Here is a 24,280-nt window from a genome sequence, read left to right on the forward strand (position 1 = left end):
CTGCCTTTGCCCTGCGGCGCGGAGCGCTACTTCACCGCGCCCGCCGTCAGGCCGGAGGCGACCTTGCCCTCGATCAGGGCGAACAGGATGATCACCGGGATGGTGGCGATCACCGAGCCGGCGAAGAGGTGCTGCCAGTCCACGCTGTACTCGCCGACGAAATTGGAGATCTTGACGGTCAGCGTGCGCGGGCCGGCCTGGGTGGTCAGGGTGAGCGCGACGATGAACTCGTTCCAGGCCGCGATGAAGGTGAAGATCAGCGCCGTGACGATGCCGGGCGCGGCCAGCGGCATGATGACGCGGAACATCGCGCCGATCCGGCTGCAGCCGTCGACGATCGCGGCCTCCTCGATCTCCTTGGGGATCGCGCTGAAGTACGCGTTCAGGATCCACACCGCGAAGGCCATGTTGAAGCCCGCGTTGACCAGGATCAGCGACCAGATCGAGTCGATCATGTTGAACTGGACGAACTGCTGGTAGATGCCGACGATCATCGCGGTCGGCTGGAACATCTGGGTGATCAGCACCAGCAGCAGGAAGATCCACTTGCCGCGGAAGTTGCGCCGGGCGGTGTAGTACGCGGCCGGGATCGCGACCAGCAGCACCAGCGCCGTCGCGCCGCCAGCGATCTCCAGGCTGGTGGCGAGGCTGCCGCCGAGGCCGGTGGACCAGATGTTGAGGAAGCTGGCCAGCGTCGGATGGGACGGCAGCAGGTTTCGGTCGTGGAGCTCGCTGCCCGGACGGACCGCGGTGACGACCATCTCCAGGTAGGGCAGCAGGAAGAAGAGCCCGATCAGGTACGCGCCGCCGGCCATGCAGACGGTGCGCAGCTTCGGCAGCCGACGCTGCGTGGCGGACTTGTTCGCCTTGCGGGCCGCGGAGGCCGGCGCGGGGGCGGTAACGGTCGTCATGTCAGTCCTCCGCGGAGTTCCACTTGGACGCCCGCAGGAAGAGCAGGACGATCACGATGATGAAGCCGAAGTTGACCACCGACATCGCCGCGGCTTCGCCGATGCTGGTCTGCTGGGTGTTGAACATGAACAGCGTGCTGGTGGAGGTCTCGTTGCCGGGGCCGCCGCCCGTCATCTCGTAGATGATCGGGAAGGAGTTGAAGACGTTCATGATGTTGATCAGCGCGGCCACCAGCAGTGCCGGACGCAGCAGCGGCAGCGTGATCGACCAGTAGGTGCGCACCACCCCGGCGCCGTCGAGGCGGGCCGCCTCGTAGACGTCGTCCGGGATCGCCTGGAGTCCCGCCAGCAGCGCGTAGGTGGTGAACGGCACCGAGACGAAGACCGCGACGAAGATCTCCCAGCTGAACCCCGCGGTCTGGCTGGCAAGCCAGTTGACGCTGTTGTAGTTCTTCATGAAGCCCAGGTCGTGCAGCAGCACCAGGATGGTGCCGTTGCTCGGGTTGAGCATCCACTTGAAGACGATGGAGGTCATCACCACCGAGGCGGCCCACGGCGCGATCAGCGCCCAGCGGGCGACCCGGCGGCCGGGGAACTCCTGGTTGAACAGCTGGGCGACACCGAGCGAGATCAGGATGGTCAGCGCGACCACCGTCACGACCCAGATGCCGGTGCGGATCATCACGCCGGGCAGGTCCTGCTCGGCGAAGAGCCGGGAGAAGTTCGACCAGCCCGCACCGCCCTGGTCGAAGCCCATGGAGTCGTACTTCTGACGTGCGGTCAGGAACATCGAGACCACCGGCCAGATCACCACGAAGAGGATCAGCGCGGTGGCCGGGGCGATCCACGGCAGGGGCGCCAGTGCCCGCAGCACGCGGCGGCCCGCGCCGTACCGGGGGCCGGACGGCCGGGGGGCGTCATTGCTCCCAGGTGCCGACTCCAGCAGGCCGGCTCCGGCCGCCGAGTCCTGGGTCGATTGCGTCATGGTCTGCTCCATGGCATACGCGCCGACGGGCCGGCCGGCGGGGGTGACCCGCCGGCCGGCCGCCGACAGTGCGGACTACCGGGCGTCCTGAGTTCAGGACTGCCGGACTTACTGGTTGCTGGTGGCGAAGTTCTGCAGGCCGTTCAGGACCGAGGCCGCGTTGTCGGAGGCGGCGGTGCCCAGGGTCTGCTTGAGCTTGGCCAGCACCGTGTTCCAGTTGGTGTTGGACGGGTAGACCACCGAGTTCGGGACGTTCTTGAGGAAGCCCGCCGCGACCGGGTCCTGGCCGGAGAGGGTCGCGGACGCCGAGGTGGTGGCCGGGAGCAGGTCGTACTCCTTGTCGAAGGAGATCTGGTTGGCGTCCGAGTAGACGTAGTCCAGGAACTCCTTGATCTGCGCGGCGTGGCCGCCCTGCTTGAACGCGACGACGTCGTCGTGCACGCCCAGGGTCTGGGTCAGCGGAGCGGTCTTGCCGGGCATCGGGACGACGCCGTAGTCGGCGGTGGTCAGCTTGCCGGTCTTGACGATGTCCGGCAGCAGCGCGCCGGAGCCGCCGACCATGCCGACCTGGCCGGCCGAGAAGGCGTCCCACATCTGCTGGCGGTTGGTGCTCGCCGGGCCGGGCTCGGTGTCGCCGGCCTTGACCAGCTGGTTCATGAACTGGAAGGTCTGGATGTTGGCCGCGGAGTTGATGTCGTACTTGCCGGAGGAGTCGACGTAGCCGCCGCCGTTGCCCAGCATCCACAGGTAGGACTCACCCTGGGCCTCCTCGGGGCCCAGCGGCAGGCCGTAGCCGATGTTGCCGCCGCCCAGCGCCTTGATCTTGGCGGCGTCGTTCTGGATGTCGGTCCAGGTCTGCGGCGGGGTGGCGATCTTCGCGGCGGCGAAGAGCTTCTTGTTGTAGAAGAGGCCGCGGGCGCTGGTGGTGAACGGGGCGCCGTAGGCGACGCCGTCGGTTCCGTCCTCCTGCTTGGCGAAGACCGGGATCAGGTTGCTGATCGTGCTGGACGACATCACGTCGGTCAGCGGGTAGAGCAGGCCGTCGGCCGCGAACTGCTGGGGCGCGTCGCCCTCGAGGATGTCCGGGTACTGCTTGTCCTGGATCATCGTGGCGACCTGGGCCCAGTTGGTCCAGGCGATGGTCTGCACGTGGACGGTGATGTCCGGGTGGGCCTTGTGGAACGCGTCCGCGAGGGTCTGCCAGTAGGTCTGGGTGCTGTTGGAGGTACCGGCGGTGCCATAGTCGGCGGCGAGCAGGTTGATGGTGGTCGAGCCACCGGAAGAACCCGAGCTGCCCGAGGAGGAGCTGCATGCCGACAGCGCCATGACCCCGGCGACACCGATTGCTGAGAGAGCGAGCAAACGACGCTTCAAGAAAACCTACCGCCTTCGCAGATGCGAACCCGGTCCCTGCCGGGGTCGATTGTCAGTCCAGGTCCGGCAGTTGGGGGGCCGGCGGAGGTGGGGGTCACCGCCGGCCGGCCCGGGCTGCGCTGCCGCCGTCCCGGTGTGACGGCCAGTCTGGTCACGACCCGCGCAAGAGGTCTACACCATTTACCGAAAAGCTGGGGTTCGTTGCGCCCTGTGCAACGGCAATTCGGAACATCACCGTGCAAAGCCGCCGATTTGCCGGGGCCTGCGGGTCACAATCGACTGGACCACTTGGTCTAGACCAGCTGTCCGAAGGGTGTTTTCGGGGACCGGCGGGGGCCTCCGGGGAGCTGCCGCGGAGCCGCTGCGGAACGGCCGGGATTTCCGTGGATCTCGACCGGATCCCGGACGGATCGGGCGGCGACGACGGCCCGATCACGCACATTCCGCGCAAAAGCCTCGGTACATTGGCCATGGACCAGACCAATCTGCAAACTGGACTAGACCTCTGTGCGTTCCAGGAGGGAGACTGTCGCGTCGTGAAGCACGTCATCGCACTCGATGTCGGCGGGACCGGCATGAAGGCCGCGCTGGTCGCCCCCGACGGCACCCTGCTCCATGAGGCACGCCGCCCCACCGGCCGCGAGCACGGCACGCCAGCCGTCGTGTCCGCGATCCTCGACTTCGCCGCCGAACTGCGCGACGAAGGCAGGCAGCGGTTCGGCGAGACCGCCGCCGCGGCCGGCGTCGTGGTGCCCGGCACCATCGACGAGGCGGAGGGGGTCGCCGTCTTCTCCGCCAACCTCGGCTGGCGCGACCTGCCGATGCGCAAGCTCCTCGGCGAGCGGCTCGGCATCCCGATCGCGCTCGGCCACGACGTCCGCACCGGAGCCCTGGCCGAGGGGCGGCTCGGCGCCGGGCGCGGCGTCTCGCGCTTCTTCTTCATCGCACTCGGCACCGGCATCGCGGGCGGCATCGGCATCGACGGCCGGATCGAGTCCGGGGCCCACGGCAACGGCGGCGAGATCGGCCATGTCATGGTCCGGCCCGGCGGTCCGGCCTGCGGCTGCGGCGCCCACGGCTGCCTGGAGACGGTCGCCTCGGCCGGAGCGGTCTCCCGCGCCTGGGCGGCTGCCTCCGGCAACCCCGGGGCCACCGCCGCCGACTGCGCCACCGCCGTCGCGGCGGGCGACCCGCGCGCCGTCACCGTCTGGACCGACGCGCTGTCCGCGCTCGCCGACGGGATCGTGATGGCGCACAGCCTGCTCGACACCGGAACCGTCATCATCGGCGGCGGCCTGGCCGAGGCAGGTGACACCTTGTTCGCACCACTGCGCGTCGCGGTCACGGAACGACTCTCGTTCCAGGTGCCGCCCGCGCTCGTACCGGCGATGCTCAAAGACACCGCCGCATGCCTGGGCGCGGGGCTCCTCGCCTGGGATCTGCTCTCACTGGAGGTGACCGCGTGACCGACGCGGAGCGCACTGTGCTGGCCGGGGCCAGGCTCGTCCTGCCCACCGGCGTCGTCGAGAACGGGAAGATCGCGGTGGAGAACGGCCGGATCACCGAGATCGCGGCGCCGGTCACTCCCCCGGACGGTACAGCTCCCGCCCTCGACCTCACCGGCCTCACCGTGGTCCCGGGCTTCGTCGACATGCACGTCCACGGCGGCGGCGGCGCCTCCTACCACTCCGGTACCGCCGAGCAGATCATCACGGCCGCGCACACCCACCTCGCCCACGGCACCACCACGACCGTGGCCTCGACCGTCACCGGCGAGATCGACGACCTGTGCCGGCAGGCCGGGCTGCTCAGCGAGTTGGTCGAGGACGGCGTGCTGGCCGGGATCCACTTCGAGGGCCCGTTCATCTCGACCAACCGCTGCGGCGCGCACGACCCCGACCTGCTGCGCGACCCGGACCCCGCGGTGGTCCGCAAGCTGCTCGACGCCTCCCGGGGCGCGGCGCGGATGGTGACCCTGGCACCCGAGCTGGACGGCGGCATCGAGTCGATCCGGCTGCTCGTCGAGCGCGGCGTGATCGCCGCCATCGGCCACACCGACGCCGGCTACGACACCACCCTGGCGGGCGTCGCCGCGGGCGCCACGGTCGCCACGCACCTGTTCAACGCCATGCCCGCGGTGGGCCACCGCACGCCCGGCCCGATCGTGGCGCTGCTGGAGGACGAGCGGGTCACCGTCGAGCTGATCGGCGACGGCGTCCACCTGCACCCCTCCGTCGTCGACCTCGCCTTCCGCGGCGCGGGGGCGGAGCGGGTGGCGCTGGTCACCGACGCGATGGACGCGGCCGGCTTCGGCGACGGCGACTACATGCTCGGCCCGCTGGCCGTGAAGGTGCGCGAGGGCGTCGCCCGACTCGCCGAGGGCGGCTCGATCGCGGGCTCGACGCTGACGCTGGACGTGGCGTTCAAGCGCGCGGTGACGATCAACGGCCTGCCGCTGGAAACGGTCAGCCGGATGCTCTCGCTCAACCCGGCACGGCAGTTGGGCCTTTCCGACCGGATCGGCTCGCTGGAGGTCGGCAAGCGCGCGGACCTGGTGGTGCTGGACGAGCAGTACGAGGTGGTCGCCGTCATGCGCGACGGCGTCTGGGCGGTCGGCGCGGACAAGCTCACCGACCGCGTCCCGGTGGCGCGCTGACGGAACGCCAGTGCATGAGCCTCGACCCGCACTCCCAAGGGGTGCGGGCCGAGGCGTCTCCGGCTGTTACTGCGTCAACTACCGGGCATCGATGCCAGCCGCAGCTTCAAATGCCCAAAAGGACTTTACCGTTAGTAGTAACTCGTAAATCCTTGGAAGTTAGTAGTACCAATCTGCACATTGCCTTCGGCCCGCGACTGGAGCGGACTGAGATCATACAGAACCGGCGTATAGCAGCTGTACGCGCCGAGCGAACTGCTCCAAGTCAGAGCATGACATGAATACGCCTTCGCATCCTGCTCGCGATCGATCCACGCATAAGTGCTGTACTCAGTATCGTTCGTGCGAATTCGCGCCCAAGCTGCATGGCACTTCACGCTATAACGCAGATCGACCGTCGCATACGCGCCGGTGATGTCGTTGGCATAAACGGTCGCCGATTCAATGGTCGTGGCATCGGACGAACACCCAGCGGATACCGGATCCTGTCCATCGAGAGCATAGTTGGCGGCAAATGCCTGCCCCGGAACCGAAACAGCAATTGCGGCAGCTGCCGCAATGGTCGCCCCCACGGCACCGATCTTACGTACGTTCATAAACCCTCCCAGATCGTACTCAGATTCCCAATACGTGATCTTCACCCAAGATGAAGGCAGATGTCAACGATGATTATCAGACACCTGTGAGGCCGAGCTTCGAAAATGCCGCATATATCAGACAACCTCCACCAGGTCCTCATAAGTCCAAAATGGGGGCATTGGCATTGGAAGTCCGTATTGTCGACCGCGAGAAGTATGGGACTACTCACGCCAAGAGCAGAATTCCTAAACCGCCCAGTCGTCAGTCGCCGAACTTGGTCGGCGGATGTTCGGCCAGTTCTTCTGACGACCGCCGGTGAGGGTCCAGCAGGCGAGGAGTGTGGGGTAAGCGCGGAGCAGCGGCCCGATCGACGACGAAAGAGCACACGGGAGCGGTCGTGGTTGCACACCGTGGAACACTTCGAGACCGGGCAGAAGAACGCGGCATCGCGGCCGCGCTGCGCTTGAGCGAGCGTTCCGCCGAGCGGCGGCGACAGGCCTGTCGTGAGCGGGGCGAGGCCGGGTCGTTGTCGAAGGGGTCACAGGGGAGACCCGGCTCCCCAATGCCCAGATCGCCAGGCTGGAGCGGGAGTTGCAGCGTGGGCCGCTTGCTGACGGGTGGACCGGCGGTGGACGCTCGCGCAGATCAAAACGCTGATCGTTCGGCTGTTCCATGTCTCGTACACGGTCGAGGGCACCTGACGACTGCTGAAGAGCCACGGCTGGAGCCGGCAGCAGCCGACCCCATGGGCGATCGAGCGCGACGACGAGGCTGTCAAGGCCTGGAAGCAGGAGATTTGACCGCGAGTAAGGGCACAGCGGCGGAACTCGGCGCCTGAGGTGGTCTTGGAGGACGGAGCCAGTCAGTCGATGGCGCCTCCGCACGCCAGAACCTGGGGCCGAATCGGCCAGACCCCCGGTCGTCCGAGTACGCGGCCAGAACCGCCGTGAGCTCGTCGACGGCTGCCAACTCGGTCCGGGACATCTGGATCCACCTGGCTGCCTGAATGCGAGAGTTCATCGATGCGGACGCCGAGTGGCTCATCGAGACCCAACCCACCAGTTTCGGCGAGCAGGTGACCGGCAGACATCAGGCGCAGACCAGTCGACCAGCGCCCCGACCTGCTCCTCAGGTTTCCGAGACTGCCGGGCCAGACCCGGGCACTGGAATAAGGTCAGAGATCGTCCAGCTCACGGCACGACTCACAAATGAGCATCAACGCAAGGCCGTGCTGCCGAAGGTCGGCACGTCACCACGGACTAGCGGCATTCGGCGTTGTGATGGCCAACTGATCCACGTTGACCGGTGGCTCACCATCTATGCCCTGGAGCGTGATGGTGACTTGACCTGCCGGTAGGTCCGGCTGGACCCAAGTGCGGAACCAGGCCCTGGTCGGGTCCTTCTCGGGGCCGTAGTTCTTGCAGTTGGCTTCGCGGGACTTGGCCCCGTTCACCAAGATATCCAGCTTAGAGTCGGCACCGGAGTTGCCATAGCGAATCCAGACCTGATACGAACCCGCCGAGGGGATGTTGACGGTCCAGGTGATGCTCTGGCCCGAACCGCTCAGCGGCACCGAGGAGCCGCCCGCAGCCTTGGCACCGGCCGGAGTGGTGACGGGAGCGGTGCCGGCCAGCTTCATGGTGGCGGCGTCCGTCGGGCCGAGGCCGGCGGAGACCGACGGCGAGGACGAGGCGGAGGCGCTGTTGCTGCCCGCCGTGGTCGTCGGCGAGGTGGAGCTGCCGGAGCCGGCGTTGGACTTGTCGCCGTTGCTGCTGAACACCGCGAAGCCGATGCCGATGGCGATGGCCACCACGACCGCGACCGCACCCAGCATCACGCCGCGGCTGCTACCGCCGCCCGAGCCACGGGAAGCGGCCCTGCCGCCCGCCGGGGGCCCGCCGGGAGCCGAGCCCTGCTGCGGTACGCCGCCCTGGTAGCCGCCGTAGGCCTGGGTCTGCTGCGCGCCGTAGCCGCCCTGCTGGCCGTAGGACGACTGCTGCCCGTATCCGGACTGGCCGTACTGGCTGCGGCCGCCCACCTGGGTGGCCTGCTGGTACGAGGTGCGGGGCACACCGGGCATCGGCTGCGTGGGCGCGGGGCCCTCCGCACCGCCGTCGGCGTCGCCCTCCGACCGGTACAGGTACGCGAACGGGTCGTCGTCCTCGGGCACGCCGTTGTTCTCGGCTGTCATCGAGTTCTTCTCCCGAGTCGTGATACGTGGATGTTCCGTGATGTTCGGCTTCGCGCCCGGAGTACCGCACCGAAGGCACGCGTATCCACCGCACACTACCCCGACTGGGTGACGCGACGGAAAGAGCGGCGTGGCCGGAACGGTGGACGCAACCAGCCCGCCGCACGGTTCCGCGCGACCCCCACCTGCGAGGCAACGAACGGCGGAACAACGGCGTAACGGCGCGGAACAGCGCCGCGACGTGGATGAGGCGAGGGTGAGGACGGTCAGCCGAACGGCTGTCGCGATCAGCCCGCGCGCCGGTGCGAGCGGCCTCCGCCGCCCGCCCGCGCACGCTTCTCCACGTACATCAGTTCGTCGGCTGTGTGGAGTACGTCGTCGATGCTCATCCCGCAACCGGCCCAACCGACGCCTATGCTCACGCCGACCCGCAGGGTGCGGCTCTCCCACCGTATGGGCGGGGTCACCGCGGCGCGGAGGCGGTCGGCCAGATCCTTGGCGCGCTCGCGGTCCAGCCCGTCGGCGAGGACGACGAACTCGTCGCCGCCGAGCCGGGCCACCGTGTCACCCTCGCGGACGGCGGCCTGAAGCCGTCTGGCCACCTCGATCAGGGTGGCGTCGCCCGCGTTGTGGCCGTGGCGGTCGTTGATGCCCTTGAAGCCGTTCAGGTCGCAGAAGAGCACGGCGAGACCGCGGCCGTTGCGCCCGTCCGGCTCGGCGCCACCCTCGTCCGGCGGAACGGCGTGGACGTGGTCGTACCCACCGCCGTCGAAGCCGCCCGCGTCGGCGGCCTCGGGGTGGCCGTGAGCGTGACCGTCCCCCTCGTCCTCGGCCAGGAGGTCGGCCAGGGCCGGGCGCTTGGGACGACCCGCGAAGTCCCGGGGGTCGCCGCGCAGGCCTTCGGGGTGCAGACCCTCACCCTCGGCGTGCAGACCGTCGGCGTACGGGCCGTCCATGTGGGGGCCATTCATGTGCGGGCCGTCACCCCGGATGGCCAGAGCGGCCATGTCGCCCCGGCTGTCGAGGCCGCCCATGCCGCCGTCGTACCCGCCGAAGCCGCCGAAGCCGCCCGGGTTGTGCGCGGCGGCGCCGGGGGCGCCGGAACCGTGTGCGGCGGGCCCGAGGCTGTCGTGCGGATGGTCGCAGAGGCGCATCTGCAACCGGGCCCGGAGCTCGGCGGCGTTGGGCAGGCCGGTGAGCGCGTCGTGACTGGCCCGGTGGGCCAGGGCCAGCTCGTGGCGCTTGCGGTCCTCGATGTCCTCGACATGCGTGAGCAGGTACATCGCGCCCTCGACCGGGTCGGAGACGACGGAGTTGCGCAGGTTCACCCAGAACCAGCCGCCGTCGCGCCGGGCCAGCCGCACCTCGGCCCGGCCGTTCTCGGTGGCGATGCCGCGCAGCTTGACGGCGTCGTCCGGATGGACCAGGTCGGCGAAGGACTGCCGGTGCAGGGAGGAGCGGGAGCGGCCCAGCAGCCGGCACAGGGCGTCGTTGACGCGGGTGAGCTGTCCGCGGGTCTGGCCGTGCAGCTCGGTGATGGCCATGCCGCTGGGCGCGTACTCGAAGGCCTGGCGGTAGCTCTCCTCGCTGGCGAGCAGCACCTGCTGTTCGCGCTCCAGCCGGATCAGCGCCCGCTGCATCTCCGCGCGCAGGCGCGCGTTGCCGATGGCGATGCCCGCCTGCTGGGCGAACATCTCCAAGGCCTCACGCGTCCACGGACCGGGCCTGCGGCCGTTGCGGGGGCGGTCGACGGAGAGCACGCCGAGCAACTCGCCGCCGTAGCTGTACATGGGGGCGAAGAGACAGTCGTCCGGATGCCAGGCGCCCTCGACGAACTGGGCGTCCCCGCCACCCCAGATGGGGAGGTCCGGTGGGCGCGCCCACATCCGTTCGGCCGGGACGAAGACCAGGCTGCCCCAGTGGTCGCCGACGTTGAGCAGCCGGTTCCACGAGTCGCGGGTGCCGACCTGCCCGAGCATGCTGTTGATGCCCTCGTCGGCCTCACCCTCGGTGCTGATCTCCCAGACGGCGGCGACGACCAGATCGCCGTCGGGCCGGACCATGTTCACGGCGGCGCTGTCGAAACCCAGACCCATCACGGCGCCCTCGACCACGGCCTGGAGGGTACCGGCGAGGCTGCGGGCGGCGTTGAGGTCGGCGATGATGCGATGGAGCGTGCGCAGGGTCGCCAACCGGACATACGGCTCCGGCTGCGGCTCGGCGTCCATCGCCCACCTCCCTCCGATGGTCCGACTGGCAGACAAACTGAATCACATAGAGCACACTGTTCAACACTCTGGGTCAGCAATTCGTTCCCACTTGTGAGCCAACTCACAGGCATCGCACGTGTGAACGTCGAAACTCTGTACCAGGCGCGAGCAGACCCTCCGTCAGTTCCTCCCTCGGTTCCCCTCGTGGCCCATCCCTACCGTTCCCCCTCATTTCTTCCCCAACGTTTGCATCGATCCGACGCAACGTGAGCAATCAGACGCCCGTCCTACGCCCAAGGTCCGATGCGAGGCAGGGCCGAGCGAAGATAGCGTGCTTGTGTGTACGACGCCGCAGCAACTGCCACCCCAGCCCCTGTGACCCCTCTGGACGGCCCCGAGGCCACTCCTGAGGAGTTCCGCGCCGCCCTCGGCCAGCTCGCCTCCGGCGTGGTCCTGGTGACCGCCCACGACGCGGAGGACGGCCCACGCGGCGAGGACGTGGGGATGACGGCCACGGCGTTCCTCTCGGTCTCCCTCGACCCACCCCTGGTCCTGATCTCCGTCCGCGAGGACTCCCGGATGGAGGACGTCCTCTCCCGCGTCGAGACCTGGGCGGTCTCCGTCCTCGCCGCCGACCAGCGGACCGCCGCCGCGCGCTTCGCGATGAAGGGCCGCGTCAGCGACCGCCTCCTCTTCGCGGACCTCCCCCACCACCGCGGCGAGCAGTCGGGCTCCCCCCTGGTCGACGGCGCGCTCGCGACGGTCGAGTGCCGGACGGTGGACCGCATATCCGCGGGCGACCACGTGCTTTTTATCGGCCACGTCCTCGAAGCGAAGGTCGGCGCGCCGACGGGTGGTCCGCTGCTGTACTTCCGGGGCCAGTACCGGCACTTGAGCTGAGCCACGGAGAGAATCCACCGGCATGCGGAGGGTCCTGCACGTTCGGGGCTCTTCCGTCGTGGGTGGCTTGTCGCGCAGTTCCTCGCGCCCCTGGACGTTTGCAACGTCCCCGTCTGCCCGGGGCTAGAAGTCGCGGACGGGGCCGCGGCCGCGTTTGACGGCGGCGGTGCGGCGCTTGTTCTCCAGGCGGCGCTCGACCATGCCGCGGGAGGGCTTCGTCGCGCGGCGGGCACGCGGGGGCGGGGCGACCGCCTCCGCGAGGAGCGCGGACATGCGGACGGCCGCTGCCTCCCGGTTGCGCCACTGCGACCGGTGCTCGGACGCCTTGACCACCACCGCGCCGTCGACCAGCCGACCGGCCAGCCGCTCCAGCGCGCGCTCGCGCCACACCTGCGGCAGCGCCGCGCTCGCCTCCAGGGCGTACCTCAGCTCGACCTGGCTGTCACTGGTGTTGACGTGCTGTCCACCGGGACCGGAAGAGCGGGAGAACCGCCACTGCAGCTCGGCGTCGGGCACGACGACACCCCGGACGCGTACGGCCACAGGATTCGCAGACATGTGCCCATGATCCTGCCGAGCGGCCGCACCCGCGAACCCTTTTCACCGACTCTCACCGGCACTGCGAGAATCGTGGGGTGATCGAGCTCGGCTACTCCCTCTCCAACCGCTTCCCCGACCCGCCGCAGACGGACTACGCGACGGCGCCCGTCCGCGCCCTGCGGCACGACCTCTTCTGCGGGGACGTGTTCATCGAGGGCGAGGGCGGACGGGACCTCTCCACCCGGTGGGGGTGGGTGCCGGTGCTGGACTTCGCCTGGGCGCTGTGCGACATCGTCGAGCAGCTGGACGAGGTGCTGCCGGGCTTCCGCACTCCGCGTGCCGAGCTGGACTTCACGGAGTCGTCGGACCGGCTGCGGTTCTCCCGGCGCGGCGACTGGGTCGAGCTCCGTGCCGACTGGGTCCGCGACGAGCGCCCGCTGCTGGTGGACCACGGCGTGCTGCGCCGCGAATCACGGGACTTCCTGCAGGACATTCTCGCGGACCTGACGGACCTTCACGACGACCTGCAGCACAACCTCACCGTCTGGGAGCTGCGCAGCCGCTTCCCGCGCGTTCCCTGAGCCCGTACTGACCGCCTACGGCCTACAGCCGCGTGCTGCGGCCCATCACCACCAGGCCGGGCACCGGGCGGGCCAACTCCGAGAAGCCGAGCCGGTCGTAGAACGCGCGCGCGGACACGTTGGCCGCGCCCATCGCCAGGTGGACAGCGTCGACGCCGCGCTCGCGCAGCGCGGCGAGGTAGGTGTCCATCAACCGCCGACCGAACCCGCGCCCCTGCGCCTGCGGCATCAGGTCGATGTGCAGATGGGCCGGGTACGCGTCGGCGATCGGGCTCAGCATCACCTCCGGGCGGCGCAGCTCACTGCCCCGTCCGCCGTCGTCGGGGTAACGGTCGACCACCTTCGGCAGCCACTCGTCGCGGTAGCGGGCGACGAAGCGGCGCGTGTCGGCCGTGCCGAGGATGTAGCCGAGTGCCCTGTCGCCGCCCTCCCCGTCCGCCCCGTCCGCCGCGTCCGCCGCGTCCGCCGCGTCCGCGACGACGAACGCGAGCTCGGGCTCCAGCGCGAGGTACGGGCCGACGAAGATGTCCGGCAGGATCCTCGGGTCCGGGTACAACGAGCTCGCGTCCGCACCGTTGTCGCCGGTGCGGACGCAGATCTCGTACAGGTCCTCCCAGTCGTCCGACCGGTACGGACGGATGCTCAGCTCCATCCCGCCAGGCTAGACCGGACCGGACCACTGCGTGCCGTCTCGTGCACGGTCGCGCAGGGTCACGCAGGGCTCAGCCGAGGCTGCTCCACAGCGTGCTGGTGACGAGCGCCTTGAGCTGGGCCATGGTCAGCACCGGTTCGGCCCGGTCCGCCGCCACGCCCTGGGTCGGGGCGTTGAACTCCATGGCGACCACCCGCAGGCCGTCGGGGTGCAACACGTCCGCGATCCACTGGACCGCGCCGCTGCCGCCCTTCTCCGCGGGGTTCTCCGACACGACCAGCTTGCTGCCGTCGGGCAGCACCGTGGCCCCGGCGTAGAGCTGGGCGAGCGTCTGCGCGTCCGTGGTGGGGTTCCAGTGCTGGTAGTTGATCCCGATCAGACCCACGCCGCCGGTGCCGTCGGAGAGCTGCTCCTCGGCGTAGCCGGTCTGGGTGTCCTCGTGCAGCGCGGTGACACCCTTGGGCAGCAGCGCGTTGACCGTGTTGAGGATGGCGTCACCCGTCGGGCCCTGCGGAACGGCGACCGGCGGGGCCGTGGGCGCGGGCAGGGCCGCGAGCAGCGGCTGCCAGGCGCGGTCGGTGACCAGCGCGCGGAGCTGTGCGGCGTCGAGCGGAGGGGTGGGTCGGGAGACGGACGCGCCCTTCTCCTGCGGCGCGTTCCACTCCGAGACCTGCACCTCCTGGCCGTTCGGCCTGACCAGCGTGGCGCCCCAGTCCTTGGTGCCGGTGCCGCGTGAGGGGTACTCGTAGCCCTGGTCGACCACCAGCCGGGAGCCGTCCGGGAGCGTTTCGCTGCTGCAGACGTCGTTGGGCGCGTAGACGGGATCGACGCACCCCGGCACCGAGGCCCCAGGAGCGACGTGGTTGAGGCCGAGCTCGATCAGGGACGCCCCATGGGAGTCGTCGTAAACGACGCTCGCCAGCGGCGCGATCATCCCTCCCCCCAGGCCCCAACGTCCCTGCAGAGAACCGAACGTGGCGCCCTTGGGCAGCAGGCTCTCCAGCGTCCTCAGCATGGCGGCGGCGTGGTCGGGCGTCGGCTCGACGCTGACCGGCGATGTCGACGTCGACTGCCCCGTCGACGCCGACGGGGCAGCACGCCGTCCCGCCGAGGCGGCCTCGGCGCGCTGCTGACCCGTGCCGTGCCCGAGCAACGCGGGTGTGAGCGCCCCGCCCACGGCGATCAGCGCCAGCGCCGCCGTCCCGCCCACGATGGCGAGGTTGCGGCGGTGACGCCGCCGGTGACCGTCGGCGACACCGCCCGCGACGAGGTCGGCGAGGTTGTCGGGAGTGAAGGCCGCACCGGCGCTGCGCAGCTGCTGCAACAGCGGGTCGCCGGAGGCCTGTTCGTCATCTCGGTCCGGGTCGGGAAGGGAGCCGGAGGTGGAGGCGGGCAGGGATTCGGGTGTGGAATCGCGCATGGAAGGTCACCGTCTCTCTGGGAAGCGGGACGTGCGGGCGTCGCGGGAAGTCGCGGGAGTCGCAAGTGGGCAGGAGCGAGGTCAGGCGGTGGACAGGTCCGTCAGGGAGTCGCCGAGGACCGCGCGGAGTCTGACCAGGGCACGCGAGCTCTGGGTCCGCACCGCTCCGGCACTGATCCGGAGCACGCGCGCGCTCTCCTCGACACTGCGGTCCTCCCAGTAGCGGAGGACCAGCACCGTACGGTCGCGCGGATGCAGGCGCGAGAGCGCGTCGAGCAGCGTCAGCCGGAGCGTGGCGTCCCCCTCGGCCGCCACGTTCTCGGGCAGCTGCCCGGTGGGTTGCTCGCCCGCGCTCCGGCGACGGCGATGGCTCAGGAAAGCGCGCACCAGCACCGTGTGCGCATAAGCCGCCGGGTTGTCGGCGCTCGCGACACGGCGCCACTGGGCGTACATCCGGCCGAGCGTCTCCTGGACCAGGTCCTCGGCCAGATGCCGGTCGCCGGCCGTGAGCAGGCACGCCGTCCGGTACAGCGCTCCGGCTCGCGCGGTCGCGAAGTCCAGGTACTCCTGCTCATCGGTCCCGTTCATCGACCGCCCGCATCCACGCCCCCACCACTGCCGCGTTTTCTGGCCCGTGCCGTCCCTGGCCTGTGCTGTGCTTGGCCCGTGCACCCCGGCGTTCCGGGTGATGTGCACTGCTGCCTGATTGACGCGGATGACCCCACGGGACGTTACAGGTGGCGGCAAAAAAGCCAGGAAAGTCAGCGAGGACGGAAAACCGGCGCGCAGAAGCCCCCGGCCGGATCCGGTCGGGGGGCTCTGGCGCAGCAGGTTTGAGGGAGCGTTCGCTCCGGGTCAGTCGTTGGGGCGGAGCTGCTCCGGGCTGAGGAGTTGGAAGGCGGTGGCACCGTCTGTCGCCTCGCGCAGGATGTCGGCGTGGCCGGCGTGGCGGCCGATCTCCTCGATCAGGTGGAGCAGGATCCACCGGGCCGAGCGCTCGGCGCCCTTGGGGAACCAAGGGCGGTCCGGCAACGGGACGGTGACCTCCAGGTCGGGAAGTCCGCCGACGATCTCGGCCGTCTCGGCGGCGACCTCGTCCCAGAACGTCAGGACGTCGCCGATCTCCTCGCCCTCCACCAGGCGGAAGGAATCGGACCAAGTGCTCGTGTCGCGAGTGACCAGCGGCTCGCGTCCGGCCAGGATCACCCGGACCCAGTTGCTCTCCATCTCGGCGAGGTGCTTCACGAGCCCGCCGAGAGTCAGCTCACTCACGGTGGGCTGGGCGGTGAGCTGCTCGCGGCTCAACCCGCCGACGGCCCGGCGCACCGCCGCGCTCTGGGCCTCGACGAAGTTGAGCAGGGCGTCGCGCTCGTCCTTCTCTTCGATCACAACAGTCGGCATGGGGACCACCTTTCAGAACATCAATGCTTCGCTCTCGGTGGTCCCCACGCTAGAGGGGAACTAGGACAGTTTCTGTCCTCCTTGCTCCGGGTTTCTCATCGTGGCGGGGGCAGTCGTTCCAGGAACACCTGGAACGCGGTCGGATCGACGTGGGTCACACCGGTGAACGGGTAGTCCATCTCCTTGATGAGCAGCAGTGACACCACGACCAGAGCAGTCAGGGTGAGCACCATCAGCCCGTGGGCGAGGGTGTTGGACAACCCGAACAGATAGGTGAAGCCGACCGTCAGCAGCCCTCCGGCGAGCAGCGCCACCCACATGATCACCGGCACCGAGTCCCCCACCTCGTTGAGCCGCGCGCGGCGCTCCGAGGCGAGGTCCTCGACGTGGGTCACGGCGTGCTCGTAGAGCACCTGCTCCCGGGGGGTCGAGGGGTTGAAGCTGAAGACCTCCGAACGCATCTCGTAGACCAGGTCCGTGGCCTGCGAGCTGCTCTCGTGCTTGGTCATCAGCGGCCACTCGGTGTCCTGCACGACGTGCGCGTACTCCAGCGTGTTGTGCTCCAACTGCGCGCCCAGCGGCAGCGGAAGCTCGCGGGAGATCCAGTAGACGCCGGCCAGGGCGTCGGCCTCCTTGAAGGTGGTCTGCTTGGCGGAGTCCAGGTTCTGCCAGACGGCGATGACGACGAAGGCCAACAGCACCGCGTACATCACGCCCACGGCGGCGAAGATGAACCCCGCCACGTCGTTGTGGCTCTCCCGCAACCGGTGCGGGACGAAGTGCTGCAGCAGCCACAGCAGCACCGCCGAGGCCACCAACGTGGCCGTGAGTATGAGGATGTCGCTCCAGCTCACGCTCGGTCGCCGTCCCTCAGTCCCGGGGCCGGGCGACCTCGACGTTCTCCAGCACCCCGAGCGCGTCGGGGACGAGCACGGCGCAGGAGTAGTAGGCGCTGACCAGGTACTGGATCACCGCCCGCTCGTTGATGCCCATGAACCGGACGGACAGACCGGGCTCGTACTCGTCCGGCAGCCCCGTCTGGTGCAGGCCGACCACTCCCTGGTCGTCCTCACCGGTACGCATCACCAGGATCGAGCTGGTGTGCCCGCCGTTGACCGGGATCTTGTTGCACGGGAAGATCGGCACCCCGCGCCAGGCCGGGATCCGGTTGCCCGCGACGTCCACGTCCTCCGGGTAGAGCCCGCGCCGGTTGCACTCACGCCCGAAAGCGGCGATGGCACGCGGGTGGGCCAGGAAGAACTTGTTGCCGCGGCGACGCGCGAGCAGCTCGTCCATGTCGTCCGGGGTGGGCGGGCCGCCGTGGGTGTGGATGCGCTGCTCGTAGTCGGCGTTGGCGAGCAGCCCGAACTCCGGGTTGTTGATCATCTCGTGCTCCTGGCGTTCGCGCAGGGCCTCGACGGTCAGCTTGAGCTGCTGCTCGATCTGGTTCATCGGCTGGTTGTAGAGATCGGCGACCCGGGTGTGCACCTGGAGCTTGGTCTGCGCGACGCTCAACTCGTACTCGCGCGGCGCGAGTTCGTAGTCCACGAAGGTGCCGGGCAACTCCGGCTCGCCGTCGTGACCGGCGGCCAGCTCGATCGCCGCCTGCCCATGCTTGTCCTGCGCGGCAGCACCGGCCGCCTCGAACGCGGACAGCTGCGCCCGCAGTTCGGGCGACCGGCCGACCAGGTCCGTGAAGGCCTGACGCGGGAGGGACAGCAACGTGCCTGCGGTGGCGGCCTTCGCCGTGTACTCCCACAGCGCGTCGTCGCGCAGCAGCGCCTCGTCGCCGAAGTGGTCGCCGTTGGCGAGGACGCCGAGGACGGCAGCGCTGTCCCCGAACTTGCCGGTGCCCACCTTCTGCACCTTGCCGTGGGCGATGACCAGCACGTGGTCGACGACTTCGCCGTACTCGGCGATGACCTCGCCCGCGGCGAAGTCCCGCTGGGTGAAGCGCGAGGCGAGCTCGGTGAGGAGCGCGTCCTCCCCGAAGCCGCGGAGCGGCGGCAGCTCCGCGAGGCTCGGCGGCACGATCCGGGTCTCCGCCCCGGTCTGTGCGAAGCTGAGCCGGCCTCGGCCGGTCGCATAACTCAGGCGGCGGTTGACCCGGTAGGTGCCACCGGACACCTGCACCCACGGCAGCATGCGGAGCAACCACCGAGAGGTGATGCCCTGCATCTGCGGCGGGGTCTTGGTCGTGGTGGCGAGGTTCTTCGCGGCGGCGGTACCGAGCGCAGTCGGCTCCGCCGAAGCGTCTGACTGGGCGTCAATACCTGCGTCGACGGTCATGCTTGGGGTCCTCCCCTGGAGCCCTGGAGTTGATCGACACCTCCAGGGTGGAGGGCGGGGAGGGGCGGCGGCTATTACCCGAAAGAGCGTGACTGCGCGCGATCAGCGGTGGGTATCAGGGCAGGTAACGGCCGACGCGCAGGGCGCGCTCCCCCGAGCGGTTGCACCATCCAGGGGCGCGGGGCTCTGCTGATATGCGGCTCCGCCGCGTGGGCGCGACAAGCCACCCTGCGAGGAAACACACCGAACGCGCAGGGCCATCCGCTCGTCAGTGGTTTCTCGCGCAGTTCCCCGCGCCCCTGGATAGTGCAACCGCCTGCCTGCGCAACGTACTTCCTGGCTACGCCTCCAGCGCGGAGCGCACGTGCGGCCAGGCGGAGCTGCTCGGGTCGATGAGACCGTAGTGCTCCATGTCCGGCAGTTCCACCAGCCGGACCTCCTCGCCTGCCTCGCGCGCCATCCGCGCGTACTCGCGCGACATCGTCACCGGCACCACCACGTCGTCCACGCCGTGGACAAGCGTCACAGGCACGCCGAGAGGCAACTGCGCCGCGGGGTCGCAGTCCGCGTAACGGGACGCCAGGGCGTCCACCGAGCCGCCCATCATGTCGTGGGCCGCGCCGCCGCCCAGGCGCCACTCGTCCGCGAGGCGGAGCGACGCGCAGCCCGCCAGTGAGACGACCGCGTCCGGGCGGGACTCCGTGCGCCACGGCGAGCCCGCCGGGAGGCGGTGCCGCGCGGCGGCCCACAGCGCGAGGTGGCCACCGGCCGAATGGCCCACAAGTACCGTACGGTTGGGGCGGAAGCCCAACGCCGCCGTCATCATCGGCAGGGACTCGACGCAGACCGCGACGTCGTCGAAGATCTCCGGCCAGCCCGTCGTCCGCCGGTACTCCGGCACCGCGACCAGGTAGCCCTCGTCCGCCAACGCCCGTGCCAGCAGCGCGGTGTGCTGACGGTCGTAGGCCGGACGCCAGAACCCGCCGTGGAGCAGCACGACCAGCGCCTTCCCCTCGCCGCCCTGGCCGCCGCCCGACCCCGCGCCGCCGCCCGGCAGCAGGAAGTCGACGACCTGGTCCGCGTGGCCGCCGTAGGCGCGGGACTTGTCGGGCGTCAACCGCAGCTCGCTCAGCGCGTCCTCGTCCAGCACGTCGGTTCCCCTCCAGATTCGGGCCTGGTCACGTCTTCACGCCTCTGCACCTCTCCGCCTCGGCGCATCTGTGCCGGAGCGGGCGCTCACACCGGCTCGACCGGCCGCCAGCGGAGCGGGGTCGACAGGATCATCGTGCTGGACGGCTGCCCGTACTCCGCCAACCGGTCGATGAGCCCCTCGAACTCAGCCATCGTTGCCACAGCGACCATCAGCACGCAACAGGCCCCTCCGGTGACGCGGTGCAGTTGCAGCACTTCCGGCCACTCGGTGACCGCAGGGTCACGCAGCACGCAGCGCGGGCCGTAGCACTGGACCTGGACCAGCGCGGTGACCACGCGACCGGCCCGGTTCAGGTCCACCTCCGCGTGGTACCCGCTCAGCACACCCGTCGACTCCAGCCGCCTGACCCGCTCGGCCACCGCCGGGGCGGACAGGTTCACCCGCCGCGAGAGCTCGTTGAAGGACAGGCGCGCGTCCTCCTGAAGTTCGGCCAGCAGCCGACGGTCCACCGCGTCCAGCACCGCACTCACCTCACGCTTTGTGTTTGCAAACCACTATCGCGAATCTGCCTTGCCAAGGCTAAGCCGAACGGCCCAGTCGCGGTTCGTTGCCCATTCAGCAGAAGGCCGCCGCGCAGCAGAATGGCAGTGCCCCACCGCGCCGGAAGGACCACACCATGCCTGCGACGCCCTCCGTTGCAACCACGCTCCCCGAGGCGACCACACCCAAGGTCGACTTCGGCGAGCCCACCACGCCGTACGCGGCGTACGCCGGGATCGACACGCTGCACAGCCTGTTGCACCCGCTCAGCAAGGAGCCCGCGGAGACCTCGTTCATCGTCGCCACACAGGTGATGGAGCTGCTCTTCGGCCTGATACGGCACGAGTGGACCCGCGCCCAGCACGCGCTGCGCGCCGACGACCTGCCCGAGGCGACCGCCGCGCTGCGGCGGGGCCTGGACGCGCAGGACGTCCTCGTCCGGTCCTGGGACCTGCTCTCGACGATGACGCCGGTGGAGTTCTCGGCGTTCCGCCCGGTGCTGGGCGAGGCGAGCGGCTTCCAGTCGTACATGTACCTGCATCTGGAGTTCCTGCTCGGCAACAAGGAGGAGCGCCTGCTGCGCCTCTACGCGGGCAGCCCGCAGGTCCACGCCGACCTGACCCGCACGCTGAACGAGCCGAGCCTCTACGACGACGCCGTCGCCTACCTGGACCGACGCGGGGTGGACACCACGGACGCGAAGGCCGCCTGGCTCTCCGTCTACACCGACTCGACGATGCCGCACGCCCGCGAGCTCCAGGGCCTCGCCGAGTTGCTGCTCGACGTCGCCGAGCGGGTGACGCAGTGGCGCCAGCGCCACCTCAGCGCGGTGAAGCGTTGCATGGGCGCGAAGCCGGGCACCGGCGGCTCCAGCGGCCTCACCTGGCTGCGCAAGGCAGCGGAGACGGATGTCTTTCCGGACCTCTGGGCCGTCAGGAACGAGCTGTGAGCCAGGGGGCGGGGGCTCCCACCCGCGAGGACGCGCTGGCGCTGGACGCCGTGGACCCGCTGGGCGGGTTCCGCGAGCGGTTCACGCTCCCCAAGGACGTGCTCTACCTCGACGGCAACTCGCTGGGCGCGCTGCCCGCCCACACCCCCGAGCGCCTGCGCCGCATGGTCGAGGAGGAGTGGGGCAACGGCCTGATCCGCAGCTGGAACGAGGCCGGCTGGTACGACCTGCCGCGCGGCCTCGGCGAACGGCTGGCTCCGCTGGTCGGCGCCGCGTCGGGCCAGGTCGTCGTCTGCGACTCGACGTCGGTGAACCTGTTCAAGGTGCTCACGGCCGCGATGCGGCTGCGTCCGGGCCGTTCGACGCTGATCAGCGAGGTGGGCAGCTTCCCGACCGACCTCTACATGACCGAGGGCCTGGTCCCGGCCCGCCGCCGGCTGATCGGCCGGGACGGGGACTCGCTGGCGGACCTGCTCGACGACGACACCGCGGTGGTCCTCCTCTCCCACGTCGACTACCGCACCGGCCGTCTCCAGGACATGGCCGCGGTGACCGAACAGGTCCACGCGGCGGGCGCGTTGATGGTCTGGGACCTGTGCCACTCGGTCGGCGCGCTGCCGATCGAACTCGACGCCTGCGGTGCGGACTTCGCCGTCGGCTGCGGCTACAAGTACCTCAACGGCGGCCCCGGCGCCCCGGCCTTCCTCTACGCCGCCGCCCGCCACCACGACGCGGCCCGCCAGCCGCTGACCGGCTGGTTCGGCCACGCGGAGCCGTTCGCGATGTCCCCGGACTACGCCCCGGCGACCGGCATCGGCCGCTTCCTGACGGGCACCCCGCCGCTGCTGAGCTTCGCCGGCCTGGACGCGGCGCTGGACGTCTGGGCGGACGTCGACCTCGAACGGATCCGCGCCAAGAGCCTGAGCCTGACGTCGTTCTTCCTCCGTCTGACGGACGCACTCGGCCTGCCGACGGTCACCCCGAGGACGCCTGCGGAGCGCGGCAGCCAGATCTCCCTCCGGCACGAGGGCGCGTACGCGGTGGTGCAGGCGCTGATCGCACGCGGCGTGATCGGCGACTTCCGCGCCCCGGACGTGATGCGCTTCGGCTTCACCCCGCTCTACGTCTCCCACGCGGACGTCTTCGACGCAGCCGAGGCCCTCCGCGAGGTCCTCGCCTCCGGCGAATGGCGCGATCCACGCTTCGCCCAGCGGGGCGCGGTGACCTGAGGACGTTCGCCCTCGGGTAGTTGCACCGCCAAGGGCGCTGGGATTCTGAAGAAGAGCAACCGTGCACCTCAGGGGCGCGGGGAACTGCGCGACAAGCCACCCACACAGGTAGCACGCCGAACGAGCAGGGCCATCCGTATGTCAGTGGTCTCTCGCGATGTCCGGGAGGTGCAACTGACCGCCGCGCCGACGACAGCAGCATCGCCGTGAGACACCCCTGTCGCTTCCGCACGGGCGCTGTCACAATGCGACTCATGCACAGCCCTCGGCGCTCCTTCGGTCTCCCCCTCGCGCTGGTCAGCGCGTTCTGCTTCGGTGGCTCCGGCGTTGCCGCCAAACCGTTGATCGAGGCCGGGCTGAGCCCTCTGCAGGTGGTCTGGATCCGGATGGCGGGCTCCGCCCTCGTGCTGCTGCCGGTCGCGATCCGCCACCGTGACCTACCGCGACGTCAGCCGTGGCTGCTGCTGGGGTTCGGGCTGCTGGGCGTGACGCTCGTGCAGGTGTCGTACTTCTTCGCCATCTCCCGCATCCCGGTCGCCATCGCGATGCTGCTGGAGTACCTCGGCCCCTCGCTGCTGCTCGGCTACGTCCGCTTCGTGCAGCGGCGCCCGGTGACGCGTGCGGCGGCCTTCGGCGCACTGACGGCGACGGTCGGCCTCGCGCTGGTGGTCGAGGTGTGGACCGGGCTGGGCGGGCTCGACCCGATCGGCGTGCTCTTCGGGTTGGGCGCGGCGGTGTCCCAGGTCGGCTACTTCGTGATCTCCGAGAAGGCCGGGCGCAGCGCCTCCGCCGCCCCGAAGGACCGGATCGATCCGATCGCCCTCTCCGCGTTCGGCCTACTCATCGGCGCCTTGGTGATCACGCCGCTGGCACAGCCGTGGACGCTGCCCTGGCACGTGCTGGGCGGCGACGCGACGATGAACTCGACCCGCGTCCCCGCGATCGCGCTCGCGCTGTGGATGGTCCTGATCTCGACCGTCGTCGCCTACCTGACCGGCGTCACGTCGGTGAGCCGCCTGTCCGCACCGGTCGCATCGGTGATCGCGTTCCTGGAGGCGATCTGGGCGACGGTGCTCTCCTGGGTCCTGCTCGGCGAACACCTCGCCACGCCACAACTGTTGGGCGGAGCGCTGGTGCTGATCGGGGCGTTCATCGCCCAGACCAGCCGTCCCTCGGAGCCGAGCACGCCCGTCGTCGTCTCCACTCCCACAGGCGCGCCCGACAACGCGTCCGCCGGGACGCAGGCCGACCCGGCCCCGTCGGCGTCGACTCCGCACTGACCCTGTCCCTACACCTCCTGACCTGCCCCCCACGCCCTGCCTGACCCGACTGCCCGTCCCGAGGTGCGGGGCCGGGCAGTCGCGCGCATCGTGGTGCCATGACTGCGATGACGACGAACGGCACCCAGGGCTTCCGCCCCAACACCCGGTTGCTGGCGGTCGGCGCGGCGATGACGGGATTCGGCTCGATGGTCGTCGCCACCGGCGCGACCCTCGTCGGCCTCTCCCTGATCTCGGCCGGGCGCCGCTGGATCCAGACCTGGGAGACGCCTCCCAGCGAGATGGCCACGCGCACCCTGAACCAAGCCAAGATGGCCCGCCAGGCCGGCTTGGACGCCTGGCGCACGGGGCCGTCAGTGAACTGACCGCAGCCCTTTACAACCGCATACCGGCAACGCGCCGGGACCCCCGCAGCAAAGCGGGCGTCCCGGCGCGGTCGC

At 69.9% G+C, this 24,280-nt stretch carries 23 protein-coding genes and 1 pseudogene; 9 read left to right on the forward strand and 15 right to left on the reverse strand.

Annotated elements, in window-relative coordinates:
• Window positions 1-26: 26 nt before the first annotated feature.
• From I2501_RS33860 to I2501_RS33870, 3 genes are all read right to left on the reverse strand, one after another.
• On the reverse strand, window positions 27-911 hold the full coding sequence (locus tag I2501_RS33860) for a carbohydrate ABC transporter permease (protein WP_196197371.1): 885 nt from the start codon (window positions 909-911) through the stop codon (window positions 27-29).
• A 1-nt stretch (window position 912) separates the two neighbouring features.
• A complete protein-coding gene (locus tag I2501_RS33865; RefSeq protein WP_196197372.1) occupies window positions 913-1,896 on the reverse strand; it encodes a carbohydrate ABC transporter permease in 984 nt (327 codons plus the stop codon).
• Between the two features lie 108 nt (window positions 1,897-2,004).
• Complete coding sequence (locus tag I2501_RS33870; RefSeq protein ID WP_196197373.1) at window positions 2,005-3,222, reverse strand: extracellular solute-binding protein; 1,218 nt, start codon at window positions 3,220-3,222, stop codon at window positions 2,005-2,007.
• Window positions 3,223-3,806: 584 nt separating this feature from the next.
• Between I2501_RS33870 and I2501_RS33875 the strand changes: the two genes are divergently transcribed.
• Both I2501_RS33875 and nagA read left to right on the forward strand, forming a co-directional pair.
• A complete protein-coding gene (locus I2501_RS33875; RefSeq protein WP_196197374.1) occupies window positions 3,807-4,736 on the forward strand; it encodes an ROK family protein in 930 nt (309 codons plus the stop codon).
• Complete coding sequence (gene nagA / locus I2501_RS33880; RefSeq protein ID WP_328806736.1) at window positions 4,733-5,926, forward strand: N-acetylglucosamine-6-phosphate deacetylase; 1,194 nt, start codon at window positions 4,733-4,735, stop codon at window positions 5,924-5,926. Before I2501_RS33875 ends, nagA begins: the two co-directional genes overlap by 4 nt.
• Before the next feature lie 131 nt (window positions 5,927-6,057).
• Here the strand turns inward: nagA and I2501_RS33885 are convergent, their stop codons facing one another.
• Entirely contained in the window at window positions 6,058-6,567 is a 510-nt protein-coding gene (locus I2501_RS33885) for a DUF2690 domain-containing protein (RefSeq protein ID WP_196197376.1), read from the reverse strand.
• A gap of 312 nt (window positions 6,568-6,879) precedes the next feature.
• Here I2501_RS33885 and I2501_RS41075 point away from each other — a divergent pair.
• A pseudogene (locus tag I2501_RS41075) lies at window positions 6,880-7,444 on the forward strand (winged helix-turn-helix domain-containing protein); the annotation flags it as partial.
• A gap of 310 nt (window positions 7,445-7,754) precedes the next feature.
• Here I2501_RS41075 and I2501_RS33900 read toward each other — a convergent pair.
• Together I2501_RS33900 and I2501_RS33905 are read right to left on the reverse strand one after the other, a co-directional pair.
• The gene (locus I2501_RS33900; protein WP_196197377.1) at window positions 7,755-8,696 is read right to left on the reverse strand and encodes a carbohydrate-binding protein; all 942 of its coding nucleotides are present in this window, start codon (window positions 8,694-8,696) and stop codon (window positions 7,755-7,757) included.
• A gap of 287 nt (window positions 8,697-8,983) precedes the next feature.
• Window positions 8,984-10,924 (reverse strand): sensor domain-containing diguanylate cyclase, encoded by a 1,941-nt coding sequence (locus tag I2501_RS33905; protein WP_196197378.1) that lies wholly within the window; start codon window positions 10,922-10,924, stop codon window positions 8,984-8,986.
• Window positions 10,925-11,281: 357 nt separating this feature from the next.
• On the opposite strand from I2501_RS33905, the gene I2501_RS33910 reads away from it, so the two are divergent.
• Window positions 11,282-11,806 carry a flavin reductase family protein gene (locus tag I2501_RS33910; RefSeq protein WP_328806737.1) on the forward strand — a complete coding sequence of 175 codons (525 nt, stop codon included), beginning with the start codon at window positions 11,282-11,284 and terminating at the stop codon, window positions 11,804-11,806.
• A 123-nt stretch (window positions 11,807-11,929) separates the two neighbouring features.
• On the opposite strand, the gene arfB is transcribed toward I2501_RS33910, so the two are convergent.
• Entirely contained in the window at window positions 11,930-12,364 is a 435-nt protein-coding gene (arfB, locus tag I2501_RS33915; RefSeq protein ID WP_196197380.1) for an alternative ribosome rescue aminoacyl-tRNA hydrolase ArfB, read from the reverse strand.
• Between the two features lie 77 nt (window positions 12,365-12,441).
• On the opposite strand from arfB, the gene I2501_RS33920 reads away from it, so the two are divergent.
• On the forward strand, window positions 12,442-12,927 hold the full coding sequence (locus I2501_RS33920; protein WP_196197381.1) for a hypothetical protein: 486 nt from the start codon (window positions 12,442-12,444) through the stop codon (window positions 12,925-12,927).
• Window positions 12,928-12,949: 22 nt separating this feature from the next.
• Here the strand turns inward: I2501_RS33920 and I2501_RS33925 are convergent, their stop codons facing one another.
• The 8 genes from I2501_RS33925 to I2501_RS33960 all read right to left on the reverse strand — a co-directional run bounded on the left by I2501_RS33925 (window position 12,950) and on the right by I2501_RS33960 (window position 20,372).
• Window positions 12,950-13,579, reverse strand: a complete 630-nt coding sequence (locus I2501_RS33925) for a GNAT family N-acetyltransferase (protein WP_196197382.1) — start codon at window positions 13,577-13,579, stop codon at window positions 12,950-12,952.
• 70 nt (window positions 13,580-13,649) lie between these two features.
• Window positions 13,650-14,999 (reverse strand): hypothetical protein, encoded by a 1,350-nt coding sequence (locus tag I2501_RS33930; RefSeq protein ID WP_196197383.1) that lies wholly within the window; start codon window positions 14,997-14,999, stop codon window positions 13,650-13,652.
• Between the two features lie 81 nt (window positions 15,000-15,080).
• On the reverse strand, window positions 15,081-15,587 hold the full coding sequence (locus tag I2501_RS33935) for a SigE family RNA polymerase sigma factor (RefSeq protein ID WP_196197384.1): 507 nt from the start codon (window positions 15,585-15,587) through the stop codon (window positions 15,081-15,083).
• Window positions 15,588-15,854: 267 nt separating this feature from the next.
• The gene (locus I2501_RS33940) at window positions 15,855-16,400 is read right to left on the reverse strand and encodes a DinB family protein (RefSeq protein ID WP_196197385.1); all 546 of its coding nucleotides are present in this window, start codon (window positions 16,398-16,400) and stop codon (window positions 15,855-15,857) included.
• A gap of 95 nt (window positions 16,401-16,495) precedes the next feature.
• Window positions 16,496-17,254: a bestrophin-like domain gene (locus I2501_RS33945; protein WP_196197386.1), complete on the reverse strand. Its 759-nt coding sequence runs from the start codon at window positions 17,252-17,254 to the stop codon at window positions 16,496-16,498.
• A gap of 16 nt (window positions 17,255-17,270) precedes the next feature.
• Complete coding sequence (locus tag I2501_RS33950; protein WP_196197387.1) at window positions 17,271-18,689, reverse strand: family 2B encapsulin nanocompartment shell protein; 1,419 nt, start codon at window positions 18,687-18,689, stop codon at window positions 17,271-17,273.
• Between the two features lie 340 nt (window positions 18,690-19,029).
• Window positions 19,030-19,839 (reverse strand): alpha/beta hydrolase, encoded by an 810-nt coding sequence (locus tag I2501_RS33955; protein ID WP_328806738.1) that lies wholly within the window; start codon window positions 19,837-19,839, stop codon window positions 19,030-19,032.
• 86 nt (window positions 19,840-19,925) lie between these two features.
• Window positions 19,926-20,372, reverse strand: coding sequence for an Lrp/AsnC family transcriptional regulator (locus I2501_RS33960; protein ID WP_328806739.1), 447 nt, complete (start codon window positions 20,370-20,372; stop codon window positions 19,926-19,928).
• A gap of 146 nt (window positions 20,373-20,518) precedes the next feature.
• On the opposite strand from I2501_RS33960, the gene I2501_RS33965 reads away from it, so the two are divergent.
• From I2501_RS33965 to I2501_RS33980, 4 genes are all read left to right on the forward strand, one after another.
• Window positions 20,519-21,331 carry a tryptophan 2,3-dioxygenase gene (locus tag I2501_RS33965; RefSeq protein WP_196197388.1) on the forward strand — a complete coding sequence of 271 codons (813 nt, stop codon included), beginning with the start codon at window positions 20,519-20,521 and terminating at the stop codon, window positions 21,329-21,331.
• On the forward strand, window positions 21,328-22,560 hold the full coding sequence (kynU, locus tag I2501_RS33970; RefSeq protein ID WP_196197389.1) for a kynureninase: 1,233 nt from the start codon (window positions 21,328-21,330) through the stop codon (window positions 22,558-22,560). The genes I2501_RS33965 and kynU overlap by 4 nt, the downstream gene beginning before the upstream one ends.
• 254 nt (window positions 22,561-22,814) lie before the next feature.
• Window positions 22,815-23,840: an EamA family transporter gene (locus I2501_RS33975; RefSeq protein WP_196197390.1), complete on the forward strand. Its 1,026-nt coding sequence runs from the start codon at window positions 22,815-22,817 to the stop codon at window positions 23,838-23,840.
• Between the two features lie 98 nt (window positions 23,841-23,938).
• A complete protein-coding gene (locus tag I2501_RS33980) occupies window positions 23,939-24,205 on the forward strand; it encodes a hypothetical protein (protein WP_196197391.1) in 267 nt (88 codons plus the stop codon).
• Window positions 24,206-24,280 lie beyond the last annotated feature (75 nt).

It is taken from the genome of Streptacidiphilus fuscans (assembly GCF_015690355.1).
Classification (GTDB): domain Bacteria; phylum Actinomycetota; class Actinomycetes; order Streptomycetales; family Streptomycetaceae; genus Streptacidiphilus; species Streptacidiphilus fuscans.